General features: G+C 63.0%; 17 protein-coding genes. 12 read left to right on the top strand and 5 right to left on the bottom strand.

The genetic code is table 11. The features are described 5' to 3' along the window. Positions 1 to 48 precede the first annotated feature (48 nt). Genes XH89_RS31980 through XH89_RS31970 form a run of 3 tightly spaced genes read right to left on the bottom strand, consistent with a single transcriptional unit; the run spans position 49 to position 1,335 of the window. A complete protein-coding gene (locus tag XH89_RS31980) occupies positions 49 to 561 on the bottom strand; it encodes an SRPBCC family protein (protein WP_194464292.1) in 513 nt (170 codons plus the stop codon). Continuing rightward, the gene (locus XH89_RS31975) at positions 558 to 1,028 is read right to left on the bottom strand and encodes an SRPBCC family protein (protein ID WP_194464291.1); all 471 of its coding nucleotides are present in this window, start codon (positions 1,026 to 1,028) and stop codon (positions 558 to 560) included. The genes XH89_RS31980 and XH89_RS31975 overlap by 4 nt, the downstream gene beginning before the upstream one ends. After that, positions 1,021 to 1,335: a helix-turn-helix transcriptional regulator gene (locus tag XH89_RS31970; protein ID WP_194464290.1), complete on the bottom strand. Its 315-nt coding sequence runs from the start codon at positions 1,333 to 1,335 to the stop codon at positions 1,021 to 1,023. Before XH89_RS31970 ends, XH89_RS31975 begins: the two co-directional genes overlap by 8 nt. Before the next feature lie 116 nt (positions 1,336 to 1,451). Between XH89_RS31970 and XH89_RS31965 the strand changes: the two genes are divergently transcribed. The 4 genes from XH89_RS31965 (at position 1,452) to XH89_RS31950 (ending at position 5,257) form a co-directional block, all read left to right on the top strand. Next, positions 1,452 to 2,897 (top strand): LVIVD repeat-containing protein, encoded by a 1,446-nt coding sequence (locus XH89_RS31965; RefSeq protein WP_194464289.1) that lies wholly within the window; start codon positions 1,452 to 1,454, stop codon positions 2,895 to 2,897. A gap of 2 nt (positions 2,898 to 2,899) precedes the next feature. Continuing rightward, on the top strand, positions 2,900 to 3,445 hold the full coding sequence (locus XH89_RS31960) for a hypothetical protein (RefSeq protein WP_194464288.1): 546 nt from the start codon (positions 2,900 to 2,902) through the stop codon (positions 3,443 to 3,445). A 46-nt stretch (positions 3,446 to 3,491) separates the two neighbouring features. Further along, a complete protein-coding gene (locus XH89_RS31955) occupies positions 3,492 to 4,112 on the top strand; it encodes a LysE family translocator (RefSeq protein WP_194464287.1) in 621 nt (206 codons plus the stop codon). A 161-nt stretch (positions 4,113 to 4,273) separates the two neighbouring features. Beyond that, positions 4,274 to 5,257, top strand: coding sequence for a DUF3592 domain-containing protein (locus XH89_RS31950; RefSeq protein ID WP_194464286.1), 984 nt, complete (start codon positions 4,274 to 4,276; stop codon positions 5,255 to 5,257). Here XH89_RS31950 and XH89_RS31945 read toward each other — a convergent pair. Beyond that, on the bottom strand, positions 5,254 to 6,060 hold the full coding sequence (locus XH89_RS31945; protein WP_194464285.1) for an N-formylglutamate amidohydrolase: 807 nt from the start codon (positions 6,058 to 6,060) through the stop codon (positions 5,254 to 5,256). The genes XH89_RS31950 and XH89_RS31945 overlap by 4 nt on opposite strands. A gap of 92 nt (positions 6,061 to 6,152) precedes the next feature. Here XH89_RS31945 and XH89_RS31940 point away from each other — a divergent pair, with 92 nt between their 5' ends. Further along, positions 6,153 to 7,061, top strand: coding sequence for a transglutaminase family protein (locus XH89_RS31940; RefSeq protein ID WP_194464284.1), 909 nt, complete (start codon positions 6,153 to 6,155; stop codon positions 7,059 to 7,061). Positions 7,062 to 7,215: 154 nt separating this feature from the next. Then, positions 7,216 to 7,614: a gamma-glutamylcyclotransferase gene (locus XH89_RS31935; RefSeq protein WP_194464283.1), complete on the top strand. Its 399-nt coding sequence runs from the start codon at positions 7,216 to 7,218 to the stop codon at positions 7,612 to 7,614. On the opposite strand, the gene XH89_RS31930 is transcribed toward XH89_RS31935, so the two are convergent. Then, the gene (locus XH89_RS31930; protein WP_194464282.1) at positions 7,611 to 8,174 is read right to left on the bottom strand and encodes a chlorite dismutase family protein; all 564 of its coding nucleotides are present in this window, start codon (positions 8,172 to 8,174) and stop codon (positions 7,611 to 7,613) included. The genes XH89_RS31935 and XH89_RS31930 overlap by 4 nt on opposite strands. A gap of 338 nt (positions 8,175 to 8,512) precedes the next feature. Between XH89_RS31930 and dnaG the strand changes: the two genes are divergently transcribed. From dnaG to XH89_RS31900, 6 genes are all read left to right on the top strand, one after another. Continuing rightward, positions 8,513 to 10,522, top strand: a complete 2,010-nt coding sequence (dnaG, locus tag XH89_RS31925; protein ID WP_194468697.1) for a DNA primase — start codon at positions 8,513 to 8,515, stop codon at positions 10,520 to 10,522. A 375-nt stretch (positions 10,523 to 10,897) separates the two neighbouring features. Then, a complete protein-coding gene (gene rpoD / locus XH89_RS31920; protein ID WP_194464281.1) occupies positions 10,898 to 13,051 on the top strand; it encodes an RNA polymerase sigma factor RpoD in 2,154 nt (717 codons plus the stop codon). A gap of 111 nt (positions 13,052 to 13,162) precedes the next feature. Then, positions 13,163 to 14,080 carry a DUF5131 family protein gene (locus tag XH89_RS31915; protein ID WP_194464280.1) on the top strand — a complete coding sequence of 306 codons (918 nt, stop codon included), beginning with the start codon at positions 13,163 to 13,165 and terminating at the stop codon, positions 14,078 to 14,080. Beyond that, on the top strand, positions 13,971 to 14,585 hold the full coding sequence (gene tcmP, locus XH89_RS42165) for a three-Cys-motif partner protein TcmP (protein ID WP_367401002.1): 615 nt from the start codon (positions 13,971 to 13,973) through the stop codon (positions 14,583 to 14,585). Before XH89_RS31915 ends, tcmP begins: the two co-directional genes overlap by 110 nt. 37 nt (positions 14,586 to 14,622) lie before the next feature. Further along, on the top strand, positions 14,623 to 15,003 hold the full coding sequence (locus tag XH89_RS31905; RefSeq protein ID WP_194464278.1) for a thiol-disulfide oxidoreductase DCC family protein: 381 nt from the start codon (positions 14,623 to 14,625) through the stop codon (positions 15,001 to 15,003). Positions 15,004 to 15,177: 174 nt separating this feature from the next. After that, entirely contained in the window at positions 15,178 to 16,137 is a 960-nt protein-coding gene (locus tag XH89_RS31900; protein WP_246767677.1) for a DUF817 domain-containing protein, read from the top strand.

The raw sequence follows: 16,137 nt of genomic DNA, 5'->3' as shown, positions 1-16,137 counted from the left end.
TGTGGTGGGTCCCGGGCTCGCGCTTCGCGCGCCCCGGGACGACACCTGCTACGGCGTCTTGATCCCCATCGCCTTCAGCGCATCCAGCATCCGCTGCGGCGGCCCCATTTTCACCACCAGCGGCTTGCCGGTCTCGAGCACGCTCTTGAGGCTGGAGAGGATCGCCGGCCAGCCCGAGCGGCCGCCGGAGAGGATATCGTCGCTCAGCGGGCGATCGTGGCCCTCGCTCATGGTGAGCCGGACGGCACCTCCGACCTGCTCGATGTCGTAGGTGACGAGGGTCGGCCCCAGCTTCTCGATCAGCTCGGGCCAGTTGACGTTGAACGTCACCGCAAGCCTGTGTGGCGGATCGTAGGCGAGCACCTCGCCGCTGATATGCACGGCGCCGTCAGGCGTGCGCACGATGAAGGCGCCGCCGAGCTTTGGTTCGACCTCCACCGCGTTGCCGAAGAAATATTGCTTGCTGAACTCGGCGGAGGTCAGCGCCTCCCATACCTTCTCCGGCGTGGAGGCGATGTAGATGGTGTAGACGGTGAGCGGCTTGAACTGGTCGAGCTTCATTTTGCGTCGAACCCCTTGTTGAGCGCCGCGCGCGTGATGTTGAGCAGCTTGCCGGTCTCCAAGAGGCTCTTGAGCTGCGACAGGATCGCTGGCCAGCCGTTGGAGACGGCGCCGAGATATTTGCCGCCCTCGATGAAGCCGTCGTGCAGCACGGTCAAACGCACGACCGGTCCGAAAGGTTCGATGGTGAAGAGAACGCGCGAGATCGGCTCGCCGCGCAGCTCCTCATATTTGTGGTGCTTGAAGCTGTAGGACAGCCGCCGCGGCGGATCGGCCTCCAGGATTTCGCCTGAATCGGTGACCTCGCCGTCCAGCGAAAGCGCGAAGGGCGAGCCGACCGTCCAGTCGGAGCGGACCTCGGCACCGAACCAGTATTGCCTGGTGAACTCGCTCGATGTCAGCGCCTGCCACAGCTTTTCCGGCGTGGTCTCGATATAGGTGACATAGACGAATTGCGGCTTACTCATCGCGCTTCTCCAACTGGCGTTTCAACTCGCTGAGCGCGGCGAGCTTGCCGCGCTCGAACTTCCTGATCCAGCGTTCGCCGATCTGATGGATCGGCACCGGGTTGAGATAGTGCAGCTTCTCGCGACCATGCCTGATGGTCGTGACCAGATTGGCCTCTTCGAGAATGGCAAGGTGCTTGGTCACCGCCTGGCGCGTCATCGCGAGGCCTTCGCAGAGCTCGCCCAGCGTCTGGCCGTTCCTGGCGTGAAGCCTGTCCAGCAGCGACCGTCGTGACGCATCGGCGAGCGCTTTGAAGACCTCATTCATGGCAGCGATAATAGGCAACCAAATGGTTGCATGTTAAGATGGTGTCTTTGGCGCGTGCAAATGGCTGTGTTAGCCTTGAAGCTCAGCCAACGCAGATTGGTTCCGGGAGGACTTTGATGTTCCGTTGCGTCTCGACTGCTGCCGCCCTCGTCCTTTTCGCCGGCAGCGCTTTCGTTCATGCCCAGAAGCAGACCATTGGGGCGCCGCCCGAGTCGTCCAACATGAAGCTGGTCGGCAGCAACGATCTTCAGGCGCGCAGCGCCTATCAGCCCACCATCCATCATCAGGGCGACCGCTGGATCGCCTATATCGGTCATCACGGTGGCACCGACGACGTGCCGGCTGCCGTTAATCCGATGACCGGCAAGGCGGAGCCGAACGGGACCTCGATCGTCGATGTCACCGATCCCGCGCACCCCAAATATCTCAGGCATCTGCCGGGGCAGGAAGGCAAGTACGAATCCGGCGGCGCGCAGATGGTGCGGGTCTGCGATGGCAAATCCCTGCCCAAGGCCGATCCCGATGCGGTTTACATGCTGCGCACCTTCGGCAGCGAGGCGCATGAGGTCTGGAACGTCGCCGATCCCGCCAATCCCGTGCTGATCACGCGCATCGGCGGCTTGAAGGACACGCACAAGAGCTGGTGGGAATGCGAAACCGGCATCGCCTATCTCGTTTCGGGCGCGCCGGACTGGCGCACGCGGCGCATGACGCAAATCTATGATCTCTCTGATCCCGCGCATCCGCAAAAGATCCGCGATTTCGGCCTGCCCGGCCAGGAGCCCGGATCGACCGGTGCGGTGCCGACTGAATTGCATGGCCCGATCTCGACCGGGCCAAACGGCAACCGCGTCTATTTCGGCTACGGCACCAACAAGGGCGGCATCTTGCAGATCGTCGATCGCGAGAAGCTCCTGAACGGACCGAAGGAGCCGACGCCGGACAATCTGCGCTATCCCGAAATCTCGCGGCTGCCGATGTCGGCGTTCAACGGCGCGCACACCACGTTTCCGATGCTCGACATGCCCGTCGCCGAGTTCGCCGAGGACAAGGACGGCAAGACGCGGGACATTGTCATGATCGTCGACGAGGCGATCCTGAACGAATGCGGCGAGGCCAGGCAGATGGTCTGGTTCGCCGACGTCACCACCGAGACCCGGCCGATGATGATCTCGAGCTACACCGTGCCGGAGGCGAGCGGACAGTTCTGCCAGCGCGGCGGCCGGTTCGGCTCGCATTCCTCGAACGAGAGCATGGCGCCGGTCTATTACAAGAAGATGGCCTTCATCGCCTTCTTCAATGCCGGGGTCCGTGCGCTCGACATCCGCGATCCCTATCATCCGAAGGAGGTCGGCTACTTCATTCCGTCGATCACGCAAGCGACCGACAAGCGCTGCATTCCGGTCGAGGGCGGCGAGCGCTGCAAGGTCGCGATCCAGACCAACAATGTCGAGACCGATGACCGCGGCTACATCTACATCGTCGATCGTGCCAACACCGGCCTGCATGTTCTCGAGCTGACAGGGCCCGCGCGCGCCGTCGCCGGCCTGCCGAAGAATTGACGATGCGGCGCGCGCTGGCGATGGCGGTGGCTGTGGTCGCGCTCGGCGCCTCCGGCGTCGGCGCATATCGGCTCGCGCCGCTGCCAGACGCATCATCAGCGCATTGGCGCGAGATCGTGTGGCCGTTCCCGCGCGACGGCTGGCCCGCGGGCCGCGCCTTTCGCTGCGAGGGCGGCGCCTGCGACGGCGCCGAGCTGTATGTCCGCGCCAAGCGCGGCTTCTGCAATTGCGACAGCGGCGTCGCCGATGACGACGAGGTCGATCGTGTCGCCGATCTCGACCTGATCTCGCCGCGCTTTGCCGCAACTGCGCCGGGCGAGGTCGTACATGTCGGTGAGATGCGCGGTCGCGCGCGAGGCTATGATCTCGATATGCCCGATGGTGCGCGCCACGCCGCGACCGGTATCGCTCTCTCACAGCGCTGCGACCTCTTTGTCGCGGCAGTACAAGGGCGCGGCGAGACCAGCGCGATGCAGCAAGCGGCGCTCGTGTTCCTCGAGACCCCGCAGATGCAGGCATGGGTGGTCGCAGCGCTGGACGGAAACTAAGTGCCGTGCATTAATATCCGCAAACGCTTTCAGCGCGAGTTCCCACATGATGTCAACGCAAGCCTATCTCGCCTTCGTCGCCGCCTGCATTGCGCTCGCACTGCTGCCGGGGCCGATTGTCACCCTCGTCATCGCCAACGGCCTGCGCCACGGCACCCGCGCGGCGCTGACCAATGTCGCCGGCGCGCAAGCGGGCCTTGCCATCGTGATCGGCATCGTCGCGGTCGGCCTCACGTCGCTGATGTCGACCATGGGCTACTGGTTCGACTGGGTCCGCTTTGCCGGCGCGGCTTACCTGGTCTGGCTCGGCATCAAGCTGATCCGGGCACCGATCGAAGGCGTCAAGCTTGACGAGCCGCCGGCCCCGCCGCGCGGCGGATTCTTCCTGCAAGGTTTCCTGGTGCTGCTGTCGAATCCGAAGGTGCTGGTGTTCTTCGGCGCTTTCATTCCGCAGTTCATGGATATGAACCAGCCGCACTTTCCGCAGGTCGCGCTGCTGGGCGTCACCTTCATGGTCACCGCCGTGATGACGGACGCGCTCTATGCTGTCGCCGCCGGCCGCGCCCGAAAGTTCTTCTCGGCACGGCGCACCCGTCTGATGTCGCGCATCTCCGGCGGCTTCATGATCGGCGGCGGGATCTGGCTGGCGCTGACCCGGGCGAAATGAGCTGCGGCATGATTCGCATAAGCGCACAGCGGTTTTCCGAAAAGATCATGCCCAAACAAAAACCCAAAGCGCGATAAGGCTCATCGCGCTTTGGCCCGGTTGAACCTTCGTCCGCGGTGGTGCGTCCAAGGAAGCATTGCCGCTGACCAAGGATTTTGCCCGTGCCCAATCTGCCCCCGCTCGTTTACGCAATGCTGCTTGCGCCGCTCGCGCTGATCCTGATTGCAGCCATCGTGAAGACCTGGCAGGCGCGCGAAGCGCGGAGCTGGCCGCAGGTATCGGGCAAGGTCGTCACATCGGTCGCCGAGGTGCGCGAGGAGAGGGTGCCCGACGACGAGCACGAGGACGGCTACCGCACGGAAACCCGCAATTTTGCGAACGTCACCTACGAATATTCCGTCGGCGGTCGCAAGCTGAGATGCAACCGCATCTCGATCGGCGAAGACCTCGGCAATTTCCAGGTGGCCGAGAAGCTGGCGAAATACCCGGCCGGCAGCATCGTCACGGTCTATTACAATCCGCGCCATCCTGAAAAGGCCGTGCTGGAGCGCGACCTGCCGAAGGGCTTGTGGGGCTGTCTCGGCATCGGCTCGGCCATCGTGGTCGCGATCGTCTTCGGCTCGGCATTCGGTCTCAACCAGAGCTACGCCTGGCTCACCCATCACATCGGCCGGCCGGATCTTGCAGGCATGGTCGTGGGCTTCGGCGCGTTCGGGTTCGTCATCGCGCTGATGGCGTGGGCCGCGCAGCGGCAGGCGGCCGCGGCGACGCGCTGGCCGGTCGTGCCGGGCACGATCAGGCTGTCGGGAATCGAGGAATATCACAAGGCGAGCGAGCCGGGCGAGGTGCGTGGCGCCGAGATGTTCGGCAAGCACGTGACCTACACCTACAGCTATCAGAACGTCCGCTACACCAATGAATGCGCGCGGGTTGCGGCCGAAACGCCGCAGGCCTCGAGCAAGATGCTGGAGAAGCTGATGTCGCGCTATCAGGACGGTGCGGCCGTGGAGGTTCACGTCAATCCCGATAACCCTGCCGAGGCCACGCTCGATGCCCGCGGCGACGGCCGTATCGCCTATGTGCTGTGGGGCATCGCCGCGATCTTCGCCGCGCTCGCGCTGTTCGTGGCGACGCGGGGCGGCTAGCCGGGCAGCAGCGCCGGCTTCAACTCCGCCTCGATCTCTCCAAAGATCCTTGCCAGCCGCTCCGCCCATTGCTGCTGGCCGGATTGATCCGCGATCAGATCCTGGCGGATCTCGATGCCGGTGTTGACGAGGCCGCGCGCCTCGCCGTGGACGGGGATGGTGTAGTCGCTGAGATCGCTCACCGCATAGGGCTCATTGTCGCCGACCACGAGATCGCCCTCGGCGCGCAAATGTCTCAGCAGCAGCTGCGGCAGGACCTTGTCGCGATTGTAGAGCGCGCCGATGTGCCAGGGCCGCGCGACGCCGGCATAGACGGGCGTGAAGCTGTGCAGCGACACCAGCACCGTCGGCCGCTTGTCGTGCAGGCGGCGATCGATCACGGTGTCGATGCGGCGATGATAGGGCTCGAAGATCTCGCGCCGCCGTGCCGCACGCTCGCGTTCCGAAATGCCCTCGTTGCGCGGGATCGTGGTCGCCTCCGAGATCACGGGAATCGAGCTCGCGACATCAGGCGAGCGGTTACAGTCGATCACGAGCCGCGAATAGCGTTGTGCGACAAGGTGGGCGTCCAGCATCTGCGCCATCCGCTCGGCAACACCGGCGATGCCGATGTCCCAGGCGATATGCCTGACCAGCTCGCTTTCCGATACGCCGAGATCGCCGAGCGCGCGCGGCAGGATGCGGCCGTAATGGTCCGATGTCAGCAGGAAGGGCGATGTCCCTTCCGCATTGACCTCATGCACCGGTGGAATATCGCCCTCGCCAAGGAGTTGATCCGTCGCCTCGGCTGTGTCTAAAGCCATCCTGATTGCCTATGCAAAAAGCGGTCGCCCCGGACATTGGGCAAACAATCGTTAATATCAGGTCTGCCCAAAATCACCATGATCTCCCGACGATGCCGCTGCTGACGATTCATCACAAGACCGAATATCGCTACATCAGGCCCGTGGCGTTCGGTGAGCACAGATTCATGCTGCGTCCGAGCGACGGCCATGATCTGCGCGTGCTCGAGTCCAGGCTCGAGATCTCGCCGGAGCCGAGGTCGCTGCGCTGGATCCACGACGTGTTTGCCAACTCGGTCGCGGTCGTCGATTTCGACGCGCGCGCCGATCGCCTGATGTTCGACTGGCACGTCACGGTCGAGCACAACCCGGTGGAAGACTTCGCGCTGACGCCTGACGATCCCGCCTATTTCTATCCCTTCGTCTACGATGATGCCGAGCTGCCCGATCTCGTCCAGTACATCACGCCGCAATACTCCGATCCGGACGGCAGGATGGCGGCATGGGCACGCGGCTTTCTCGACGAGAATGCGTTGTCGCCCACCTTCGATATCCTCAGCCGCATCACGCATACGATTCGCAAGCAGTTCAAATACCAAAGGCGTCACGCGCCGGGCACGCAGAGTCCCTGCGATACGTTGCGATTGGGCACGGGCACCTGCCGCGACTACGCGTTGTTCATGATCGAGGCGCTGCGCCGTCTCGGCATCGCCGCGCGCTTCGTCTCCGGCTACATCTTCGTCCCTGAAGACATCGTGCAGCACCATGTCGGCGGCGGCTCGACCCATGCCTGGGTGCAGGTGTACTTGCCGAGCGCGGGCTGGATCGAGTTCGATCCGACCAACGGCATCCTCGGCACCCGCGATCTCATCCGCGTTGCGGTCGCGCGCGACCCGCGCCAGGCGATCCCGCTGCACGGCATCTATATCGGCACCCAGGACGCGTTCGACGTCATGGACGTCAGCGTCAGGGTGGTCTCGGGCGTGGAGCGCGGCGAGGAGCTGGAAGCGGAGGTCGTGTAGATGGTGCTTCCTTCGTCATTGCGAGCGAAGCGAAGCAATCCAGGATCTTTCCGCGGCGATAGTCTGGATTGCTTCGTCGCACCAGCGCAAAACTGCTTCGCAGTTTTGTCGCGGGCTCCTCGCAATGACGGCGCGGAGAGTTTATAGAGCCCCCATGACCTCCGATCGTCTCTTCGTCTACGGCACACTGATGCGCGGCTTCGACCATCCGATGGCGCGGCTGTTGGCGCAGCATGCAGATTTCCTCGGTGAAGCAACGTGCCGCGGCCGGCTCGTGCTGGTGAAGCATTATCCGGGATTGCTGCTGTCCGACGCATCATCGGACGTCGTGCATGGCGAGCTCTTCGCCTTGCGCGCCGGCGACGAGCTGTTGCGCGAGCTCGACATGTACGAAGCCTGCGGCGAGGGCTTTCCGGAGCCGACCGAATATCTGCGGCAACTGGTCGAGGTGACCGGGGCGGATGGCACGACGGCACCGGCATGGACTTATATCTACAACTGGCCGGTGACGGGCCTGCCTCATATCGAGTCCGGCCGCTTTCTCGACCACTAAGCCGACAGCACTTCCTTCACCACGCGCACGTCGACCTCGCGCTCGACATAGCTCCACTCCTCGGTCTGCCTGAGCATGCCGACCAGCTCCTCGAACAGCGAGGCGTGGGCCGGCGCGAACTCGAACCAGGTCAGGAAATCGAACGGCTCGCCGAGGTCGCGGCTGTGATAGAGCTGGCGGGCGATCGCGGGCAGGAAGCGAAGACTGCTGGCGATGTGGTGCGATTTGTCTTCAAAGATCTTGCGCCGCTCTTCCTGCGTCAGATCCCACCAGGCCTGCGATTTGCGGATCGGGATCAGCGCCGCGCTGGTTGCCTCCAGCCGGCCGAGGCCGGCCTGCACGCTCTCGAGCTGCTGCTTCTCGGCCCGTTCCGTGTAGCGCAAGCTGCTCGGCACGCCGACCAGCCGCCAGGCATTGCGCGAGGGCACCAGCGGCAGCGCAACGGCATCGCTGTCGTTGACCGACAGCGCCGGCATGAAGGGCAGGGGCTCGCCCGTCACAGGCGACATCGAGGTCACGCGCCAGCCCCCGCTCTGGCCACCCCGAAAGGTCCTGAACATGGCCCATGGAAGCGTGGAACCGGGCGGGGTTCAAGGGGGCTCGCCTGCCCATCCCGTCATCCTGAGGCGCTCGCCGCGCAAAGCGCGGTGAGCCTCGAAGGATGAATCGGCCCGGATGCAGCCTCGCAGAAAGAGGCGGGCCGTCGCCCTTCGAGGGCCGCTGAAGGAGCGGCCGCCACAGCGACAATGGCTTCGCTATCGCGCGGGGGTGACGGGACCAAGCCCTGTGCATAGGTCGAATAGTCAGGATAACCCGCCTAAACCTGACTTTTGGCGACCCCGCACCTATATCCCTGATCTTCCGCCCGACTCACCCCGGTTCGCGCTACACAATGGCTATGCGCTTAACGCCCCAATTCCTTGACGAGCTGCGTGCCCGGCTTTCGGTCTCCGAAGTCGTGGGCAAGCGCGTCAAGCTGAAGAAGGCCGGGCGGGAGTGGAAGGGGCTGTCGCCGTTCCAGCAGGAGAAGACGCCGTCCTTCTACGTCAACGACCAGAAGGGCTTTTACCACGACTTCTCCTCCGGCAAGCACGGCGACATCATCAGCTTCGTGATGGAGACCGACGGCGTGCCGTTCGCGGAAGCCGTCGAGCGGCTCGCCGGCATGGCCGGGCTGCCGCTGCCGGCGGTGACACCGGATGCGGCCCGGCACGAGCAGCGCCGCCGCACGCTGCATGACGTCATGGAGCTCGCGGCAAAGTTCTTTGCGGAGACGCTGGCCTCGCGTGTCGGTGCGAAAGCGCGCGGCTATCTTGCTGACCGCGCCATCTCGCCGGCGACGCAAGTGCAGTTCCGCCTCGGCTATGCGCCGCCGCCGCCCGAGCGCTTTGCGCTGAAGGAGCATCTCGGCAAGCTCGGTGTCTCCGTCGAGGACATGATCGAGACCGGACTTCTGGTTGCCGGCAACGACATCCCCGTTCCTTACGATCGCTTCCGCGATCGCGTGATGTTTCCGATCACGGATCTGCGCGGCCGCGTCATCGCCTTCGGCGGGCGCGCGTTGGAGAAGGACGTTCCGGCAAAGTACCTGAACTCGCCGGAGACGCCGCTCTTCCACAAGGGCGACAATCTCTACAATCACCAGACCGCGCGCAAAGCCACGCATGACGGCGCATCGCTGATCGTGGTCGAAGGCTATGTCGACGTCATCGCCATGGTCACCGCGGGTTTTCCCGGTGCTGTCGCGCCGCTCGGCACAGCGCTGACCGAAAACCAGCTCGCGCTGCTCTGGAAGATGGCGGACGAGCCGATCCTCTGCTTCGACGGCGACAGGGCCGGACAGAAGGCGGCTTATCGTGCTGCCGACCTTGCCTTGCCATTCCTCGCGCCCGGCAAGAGTCTTCGCTTCGCGCTGCTGCCGGAGGGGCAGGACCCCGACGATCTCGTGCGCACCAGTGGCCGCGGCGCGATCGAGGAGGTGATCGCGGCGGCCCGGCCGCTCGCCGACATGCTCTGGTCGCGTGAGCTCGAAGGCGGCAACTTCGCCACGCCCGAACGCCGCGCCGCGCTGGAGGCGCGCATCAAGGAATTGTCCAACGGCATCCGCGACGAGGTGGTACGACGCTACTACCGCGACGATTTCGTCGAGCGGCTGCAGCGCACCTTCTCGCCCGACGGCGGGCGCGGCGGCTTTGCGGGCAGGGGCAATTTCCGGCAAGGGGCCGGCGGCCGCTCGTTTCAGCCCCGCGGCGGGGGACAGGCGAATCGATTCGGTGGCCAGAATCGCCGCGGCGGTCCGCCCGGTCCCACCCTGCTGCCATCAGGCCCCTACCAGGCGGCGAGCCCGCAACTTGCGGCGAGCCCGATCATGCGCGGACAGCGCAGCGCCATCTCCCGCCGGGAGGCCCTGATCCTGCAATGCCTGATCAACCACCCCTGGCTGCTGCATGATCACCTCGAGGAGGTGGCGGCCCTCGAGCTCGCCCATCCCGAGGCCCACAAGCTCCGGGCCGCCATCATCGCCGCCTTCGCCAACGACCATCACCACTCCCCGGACCCGGAGGAGCAGGCCGAGAAGATGCGCAGCGATCTCGAAAGGGGCGGATTTTCTCAAGTCCTTCAACGGGTTGAGGGCGGAATCACCACCGCGGCGGTGTGGGGCGCCCGCGAGGGCGCGGCGCGGGACGACGTTCTTGCCACCTGGCACCAGCTCGTTGCCTTGCATCGGCAGTGGCATTCACTACTTAGAGAGCTGAAAGACGCCGAGCTGGCCTTGGGGGAGGACTCCAGCGAGGCGAATTTGGCGTGGCTGCGTGACGTCAAGGCTCGGATAGGCGAAGTCGACGGCACCGAGGCCCTGATCGAGGGTTTTGGCGAGCTGTCCGGCCGGTTCCAGAAGAGCGTGTGATGAAAGAATCATGCGGACGGCTGCGGCCGCAACCGCTAAAAGACTCGCCAAATCCAAGGTTTGGCGGCAAAAACAGGGTTAATCGAGGCTTAACGGTCTTGTAGCACTTTGGCCCGGAGGCGGCCGCAGGCAGAACAGACGCGTCAGGAATAAATCCGCGCAATCGCTGTTGGCACTACACCTGCATCCGCCGCGACAAAGAGGCTCACGAAGCGTTAGGCAAATCCGGCGAGAGAAAGCAGGGGGTGGCGAGAGATATGTGCGCCGCCCTTTCCGTGTCGAGAGCTGCCGAAGCGAGAGCGTCGAGCAACAGGTTCAGGTGAATTCACGCGGGCGCGGCGATCGCCTCGCATGAAGCGCGTTTAGGAGCAATGGATGGCCACCAAGGCAAAGACGCTGCAGGCGAAGGACAAGGAAAAAGACGACAAGGCAGCGGACGCGCCGGAGAAGGACTCCCAGGACGCGCCGTCTCCCTTGCTCGATCTGTCCGATGCGGCAGTGAAGAAGATGATCAAACAGGCCAAGAAGCGCGGCTTCGTGACCTTCGATCAGCTCAATGAAGTCTTGCCGTCCGACCAGACCTCCCCGGAGCAGATCGAGGACATCATGTCCATGCTCTCGGACATGGGCATCAACGTCACCGAAGCCGACGATTCTGAAGGCGAGGACGAGAAGGACGAGGGCGACGACGAGACCGATAACGAGCTCGTCGAGGTCACCCAGAAGGCCGTCACCGAGGTCAAGAAGAGCGAGCCGGGCGAGCGCACCGACGATCCCGTGCGCATGTATCTGCGCGAGATGGGCACGGTCGAGCTCTTGTCCCGCGAAGGCGAAATCGCCATCGCCAAGCGCATCGAGGCCGGCCGCGAGGCGATGATCGCAGGGCTCTGCGAAAGCCCGCTGACCTTCCAGGCCATCATCATCTGGCGCGACGAGCTCAACGAAGGCAAGATCTTCCTCCGCGACATCATCGATCTCGAAGCGACCTATGCCGGCCCCGACGCCAAGGGCGGCATGAACACGGCGATGATCGCAGGTCCGAACGGTGAGGGCGGTGAAGCCTCCGCCGAAGGTGGCCAGGCGGCAGCCGCCGGTGCGCCCGCGCATGTCGCGCCGCCCGCCGCTCCGCCGTCGCCGACCCCGTTCCGCGCCGCGCAGCCCGGTGCGGCTGCCCCGGGCGGCGAGGACAAGGATCCGGGCGAAGCCGCTGCCGAAGCCGACATGGACGAGGACGAAGAGTTCGAGAACCAGATGTCGCTCGCGGCGATCGAGGCCGAGCTCAAGCCCAAGGTCGTCGAGATCTTCGACAAGATCGCCGAGAGCTACAAGAAGCTGCGCAAGCTTCAGGAGCAGGACATCCAGAACCAGCTCGAGAGCACTTCGCACGGTCCCTCGCTGTCGCCGCACCAGGAGCGCAAGTACCGCAAGCTCAAGGACGAGATCATCGTCGAGGTGAAGTCGCTACGCCTCAACCAGGCGCGTATCGATTCACTCGTCGAGCAGCTCTACGACATCAACAAGCGCCTCGTCTCGCATGAGGGCCGCCTGATGCGTCTCGCCGACAGCCATGGCGTCGCGCGCGAAGACTTCCTGCGCAACTACACCGGCTCGGAGCTCGATCCGCGCTGGCTCAACCGTGTCTCGAAGCTGTCGGCCAAGGGCTGGAAGAACTTCGTCCATCACGAGAAGGACCGCATCAAGGACCTCCGTCACGAGGTGCATCAGCTCGCCGCGCTGACGGGCCTAGAGATCGTCGAGTTCCGCAAGATCGTGCACTCCGTGCAGAAGGGCGAGCGCGAAGCACGCCAGGCCAAGAAGGAGATGGTGGAAGCCAATCTCCGTCTCGTGATCTCGATCGCGAAGAAATACACCAACCGCGGCCTGCAATTCCTCGACCTGATCCAGGAAGGCAATATCGGCCTGATGAAGGCGGTCGATAAGTTCGAATACCGCCGCGGCTACAAGTTCTCGACCTACGCGACGTGGTGGATCCGGCAGGCGATCACCCGCTCGATTGCGGACCAGGCCCGCACCATCCGCATCCCCGTGCACATGATCGAGACGATCAACAAGATCGTGCGCACCTCTCGCCAGATGCTGAACGAAATCGGCCGCGAGCCCACTCCCGAGGAGCTCGCCGAAAAGCTCGGCATGCCGCTGGAGAAAGTGCGAAAAGTCCTCAAGATCGCCAAGGAGCCGCTCTCTCTCGAAACGCCGGTCGGTGACGAAGAGGATTCACACCTCGGCGATTTCATCGAGGACAAGAACGCGATCCTCCCGATCGACGCCGCGATCCAGTCGAACCTGCGCGAGACCACCACGCGCGTGCTCGCCTCCCTCACCCCCCGCGAAGAGCGCGTCCTGCGCATGCGCTTCGGCATCGGCATGAACACCGACCACACGCTGGAAGAAGTCGGCCAGCAGTTCAGCGTGACGCGCGAACGCATCCGCCAGATCGAGGCAAAGGCGCTGCGCAAGCTGAAGCATCCGTCGCGGTCGAGGAAGCTGCGGAGCTTTTTGGATAATTGAGACGACTTTTCCTCTTGGAGCTTCGGCTCTGAGAGGAATTTTATGGAGAACAAATAGAGAACAAACGGTTGGTTAATCTTTTGCTTACACACTCGGATGTGGAGGGCATCAATGGCAGGCTTTTCAAAAATCGAGTGGACCGATTCGACATTCAACCCCTGGGTCGGATGCACGAAGATCAAGCGGCCTGGTAACAGGCCGTCAGCGTGCGATTTTTGCTATGCAGAAAAATGGGCAAAACGCAGCGGACAGGTCAGGTGGGGCAATTTTGCTCGCCGACGAACGACAGAATCCTATTGGCGCGGCCCACTCGGTTGGAATTCACGAGCACTAGATTTCCAGAGAAGGTTCGGTCGACGACAGCGAGTATTTTGCGCTTCTTTGGCGGACGTTTTCGACAATCAGGCTCATGCCGAGTGGCGCGCGGACTTATTTGAACTCATTCGGCAATGCGACCAGATTGACTGGCAGCTTCTGACCAAGCGGCCGCAGAACATTAAGAAGATGCTCCCGCGCGATTGGGGCTCGGGATATCCGAACGTATGGCTCGGGACAACCGCCGAGGATAAAGAGTCTTACCAGCAAAGGGTGCGTCATCTGCTGGCTTTACCAGCGGTTGTGAGGTTTGTAAGCTACGAGCCTGCGCTCGGCCCTCTTGGGACCATCGAGATTGAGGGGAAAACTCCGGATTGGATTATCATTGGTGGTGAAAGCGGAGTGCGCTCCGATTTGGCTAGGCCGACGCAGCCTCAATGGGCGCGCGACGTAATTGCTGAATGTCATCGGCATCACGTTGCGCCCTTCCTTAAGCAATGGGGAGCTTATTCAAATAATCCGCTAGTTTTCGAAGACGGCTTGACGACCGACGAAGCCATGCAAATCGATCCGCCCGTTAATGGGAAGGGCGGTGGCAAACTAGATGGCGAAATTTGGCGCGAGTTTCCAAGCGCGGCATCACGAACGAAGGCTCAGAGGAAAGCGAAGAGTTCGCAACATGGCGTCCAAAGGAGAGAGCTACTTCCAGGATGACGATGGCCTATGGATCGAGAAAGTCGGTCCATGGGCTAAGGAGAAGCAAAAGATCATTACGGACTACGTCCAGATATCGAGTGCGACTCGTCGTAAGTATCGTCATTGCGCCTTCATTGATGTTTTTAGCGGCCCAGGTCGCTCTCAAGTTCGCGATACTGGTGAGTTGATTGATGGAAGTCCCCTTGCAGCTTACAAGCAAGGGCGTGCGAGCCATCCATTTTCAAGCGTTCACATATCTGATGCTGATCCTGATTTGCTTTCGTCAGCAGAAATACGGTTGCACGGCTTAGGCGCGCCCGTCAGCCGAACGAAAGGACCAGCGAGCTCAGCGCTTCCGCAAATTGTCAGCCAGCTGAATTCTTCTGGACTACATTTGGCGCTATTGGATCCTCACAATCTGGGAGCGCTTTCGTTTGACCTATTTCAGTGCTTATCGAAACTGCAGCGCATAGACGTTATCGTTCACGTTAGAGTACGCCAATGTTTGCATTATCGAATATAAAGATGCGGAATCAGAAGGCGCCGGTCTAAAGGCATTGATGGTTAGCCCCCACCTCACCGTCTACTACAACACCCGCTGTCCCGTCTGCGACGCCGGCATCGACTGGCAGCGCAACAAGCTGTTGGCGCTGGTGCGCAGCGGTGCCGTGGACTTCAAGGACATCAACGAGCAGCCCGATGCGCTGGCGCAGTTTGGCGCTTCGCTCGACGACGTCAGGCGTCGCCTGCATGCGACCGATGAGGCCGGCCGGCTCGTCGTCGGGGCGGATGTCGCGATTGCACTATGGCGGATGACGCCGGGGGAGGGGTGGCTTGCGGCGCTGTTCGGCAACCCTGTGGCGCTGCCGGTCACGCGGTTTGGCTACGACCGGTTTGCCGATCTGCTGTTTGCCTGGAATAGGTGGTGCGGGCGCTGGTGAGCGCCTGCCTGCGTCGGCCTGCTTCTTCTTCGCCTCGATCCGCTTGATCCGGCGCGCGGGCCGGCCAGACTTCTCCGCGATCTCGCGGTCCTGCACCGTTTTTGCATTGATCGTGCAAGCTTCATCCTCTTGCTCGTCATTCTTTGTCCGCGATCGCCCACCACGCTTCCCATCGTGCATCACCCCTCCGACCAATCCACCCAGCCCGACGAGTCCGCCCCCGGCATAACGCCCGCGAGTGCGGCCGCGACCTGGCCGCCGCTGCGCCGGTTCATCGTCCGCGAGCAGCGTCTTGGGCGCTTGATGGCACGGCGCCGATCGACGGCATTCCTCTATGAATTTCTTCGCTTCGGCATCAAGCAGGGCTGGGCCTGCCTGTTCGGCGGCATCGCGGTTGCGCTGATGATCGCGACTTACCGCTTCTATCCCGCAAGCGCGCCGCTGGCGCGCTACGACTTTCTGTTTCTCTGCATGATCGCCGTTCAGGCCTTGCTGCTCGGGACGCGCCTGGAGACGCTGGACGAGGCGAAGATCATCGTCATCTACCATGTCGTCGGCACTGTCATGGAGATCTTCAAGACCTCGGTCGGCTCCTGGATCTACCCGGAGCCGAGCTTGTTCAGGATTGCCGGCGTGCCGCTGTTCACCGGCTTCATGTATTCCTGTATCGGCAGCTATCTCTGCCGCGTGTGGCGCCTGTTCGATTTCCGCTTCGAACGGCATCCGCCACGCCGGGCGCTGGTTGTGCAGAGCGTCGCGATCTACGCCAACTTCTTCACCCATCATTACGTGCCGGACCTGCGGATCGTCCTGTTTGCCGCGGCCGCGCTGCTGTTCGCGCGCACGACGATCTATTTCAAGGTCTGGGACGATTACCGGTCGATGCCGCTTCTGCTCGGTCTTGGCCTAGTGACACTGTTCATCTGGTTCGCCGAGAATATCGGCACCTTCACCAAGACCTGGCTCTATCCATCGCAGCAGCACGGATGGGCCATGGTCTCGCCCGCCAAGTTCGGCTCGTGGTTCCTGCTGCTCATCATCAGCTACACGCTGGTGAGCCTGATCAACAAGCCGCGGGTTCTGCCCCAGCCGCGACGGACCAATCCGGCCATGCCCGCGCTGGAAGCAGTCTAG

The sequence above is a fragment of the Bradyrhizobium sp. CCBAU 53340 genome (assembly GCF_015291645.1).
Taxonomy (GTDB): domain Bacteria; phylum Pseudomonadota; class Alphaproteobacteria; order Rhizobiales; family Xanthobacteraceae; genus Bradyrhizobium.
This window is presented reverse-complemented; position numbering and strand designations above follow the sequence as displayed.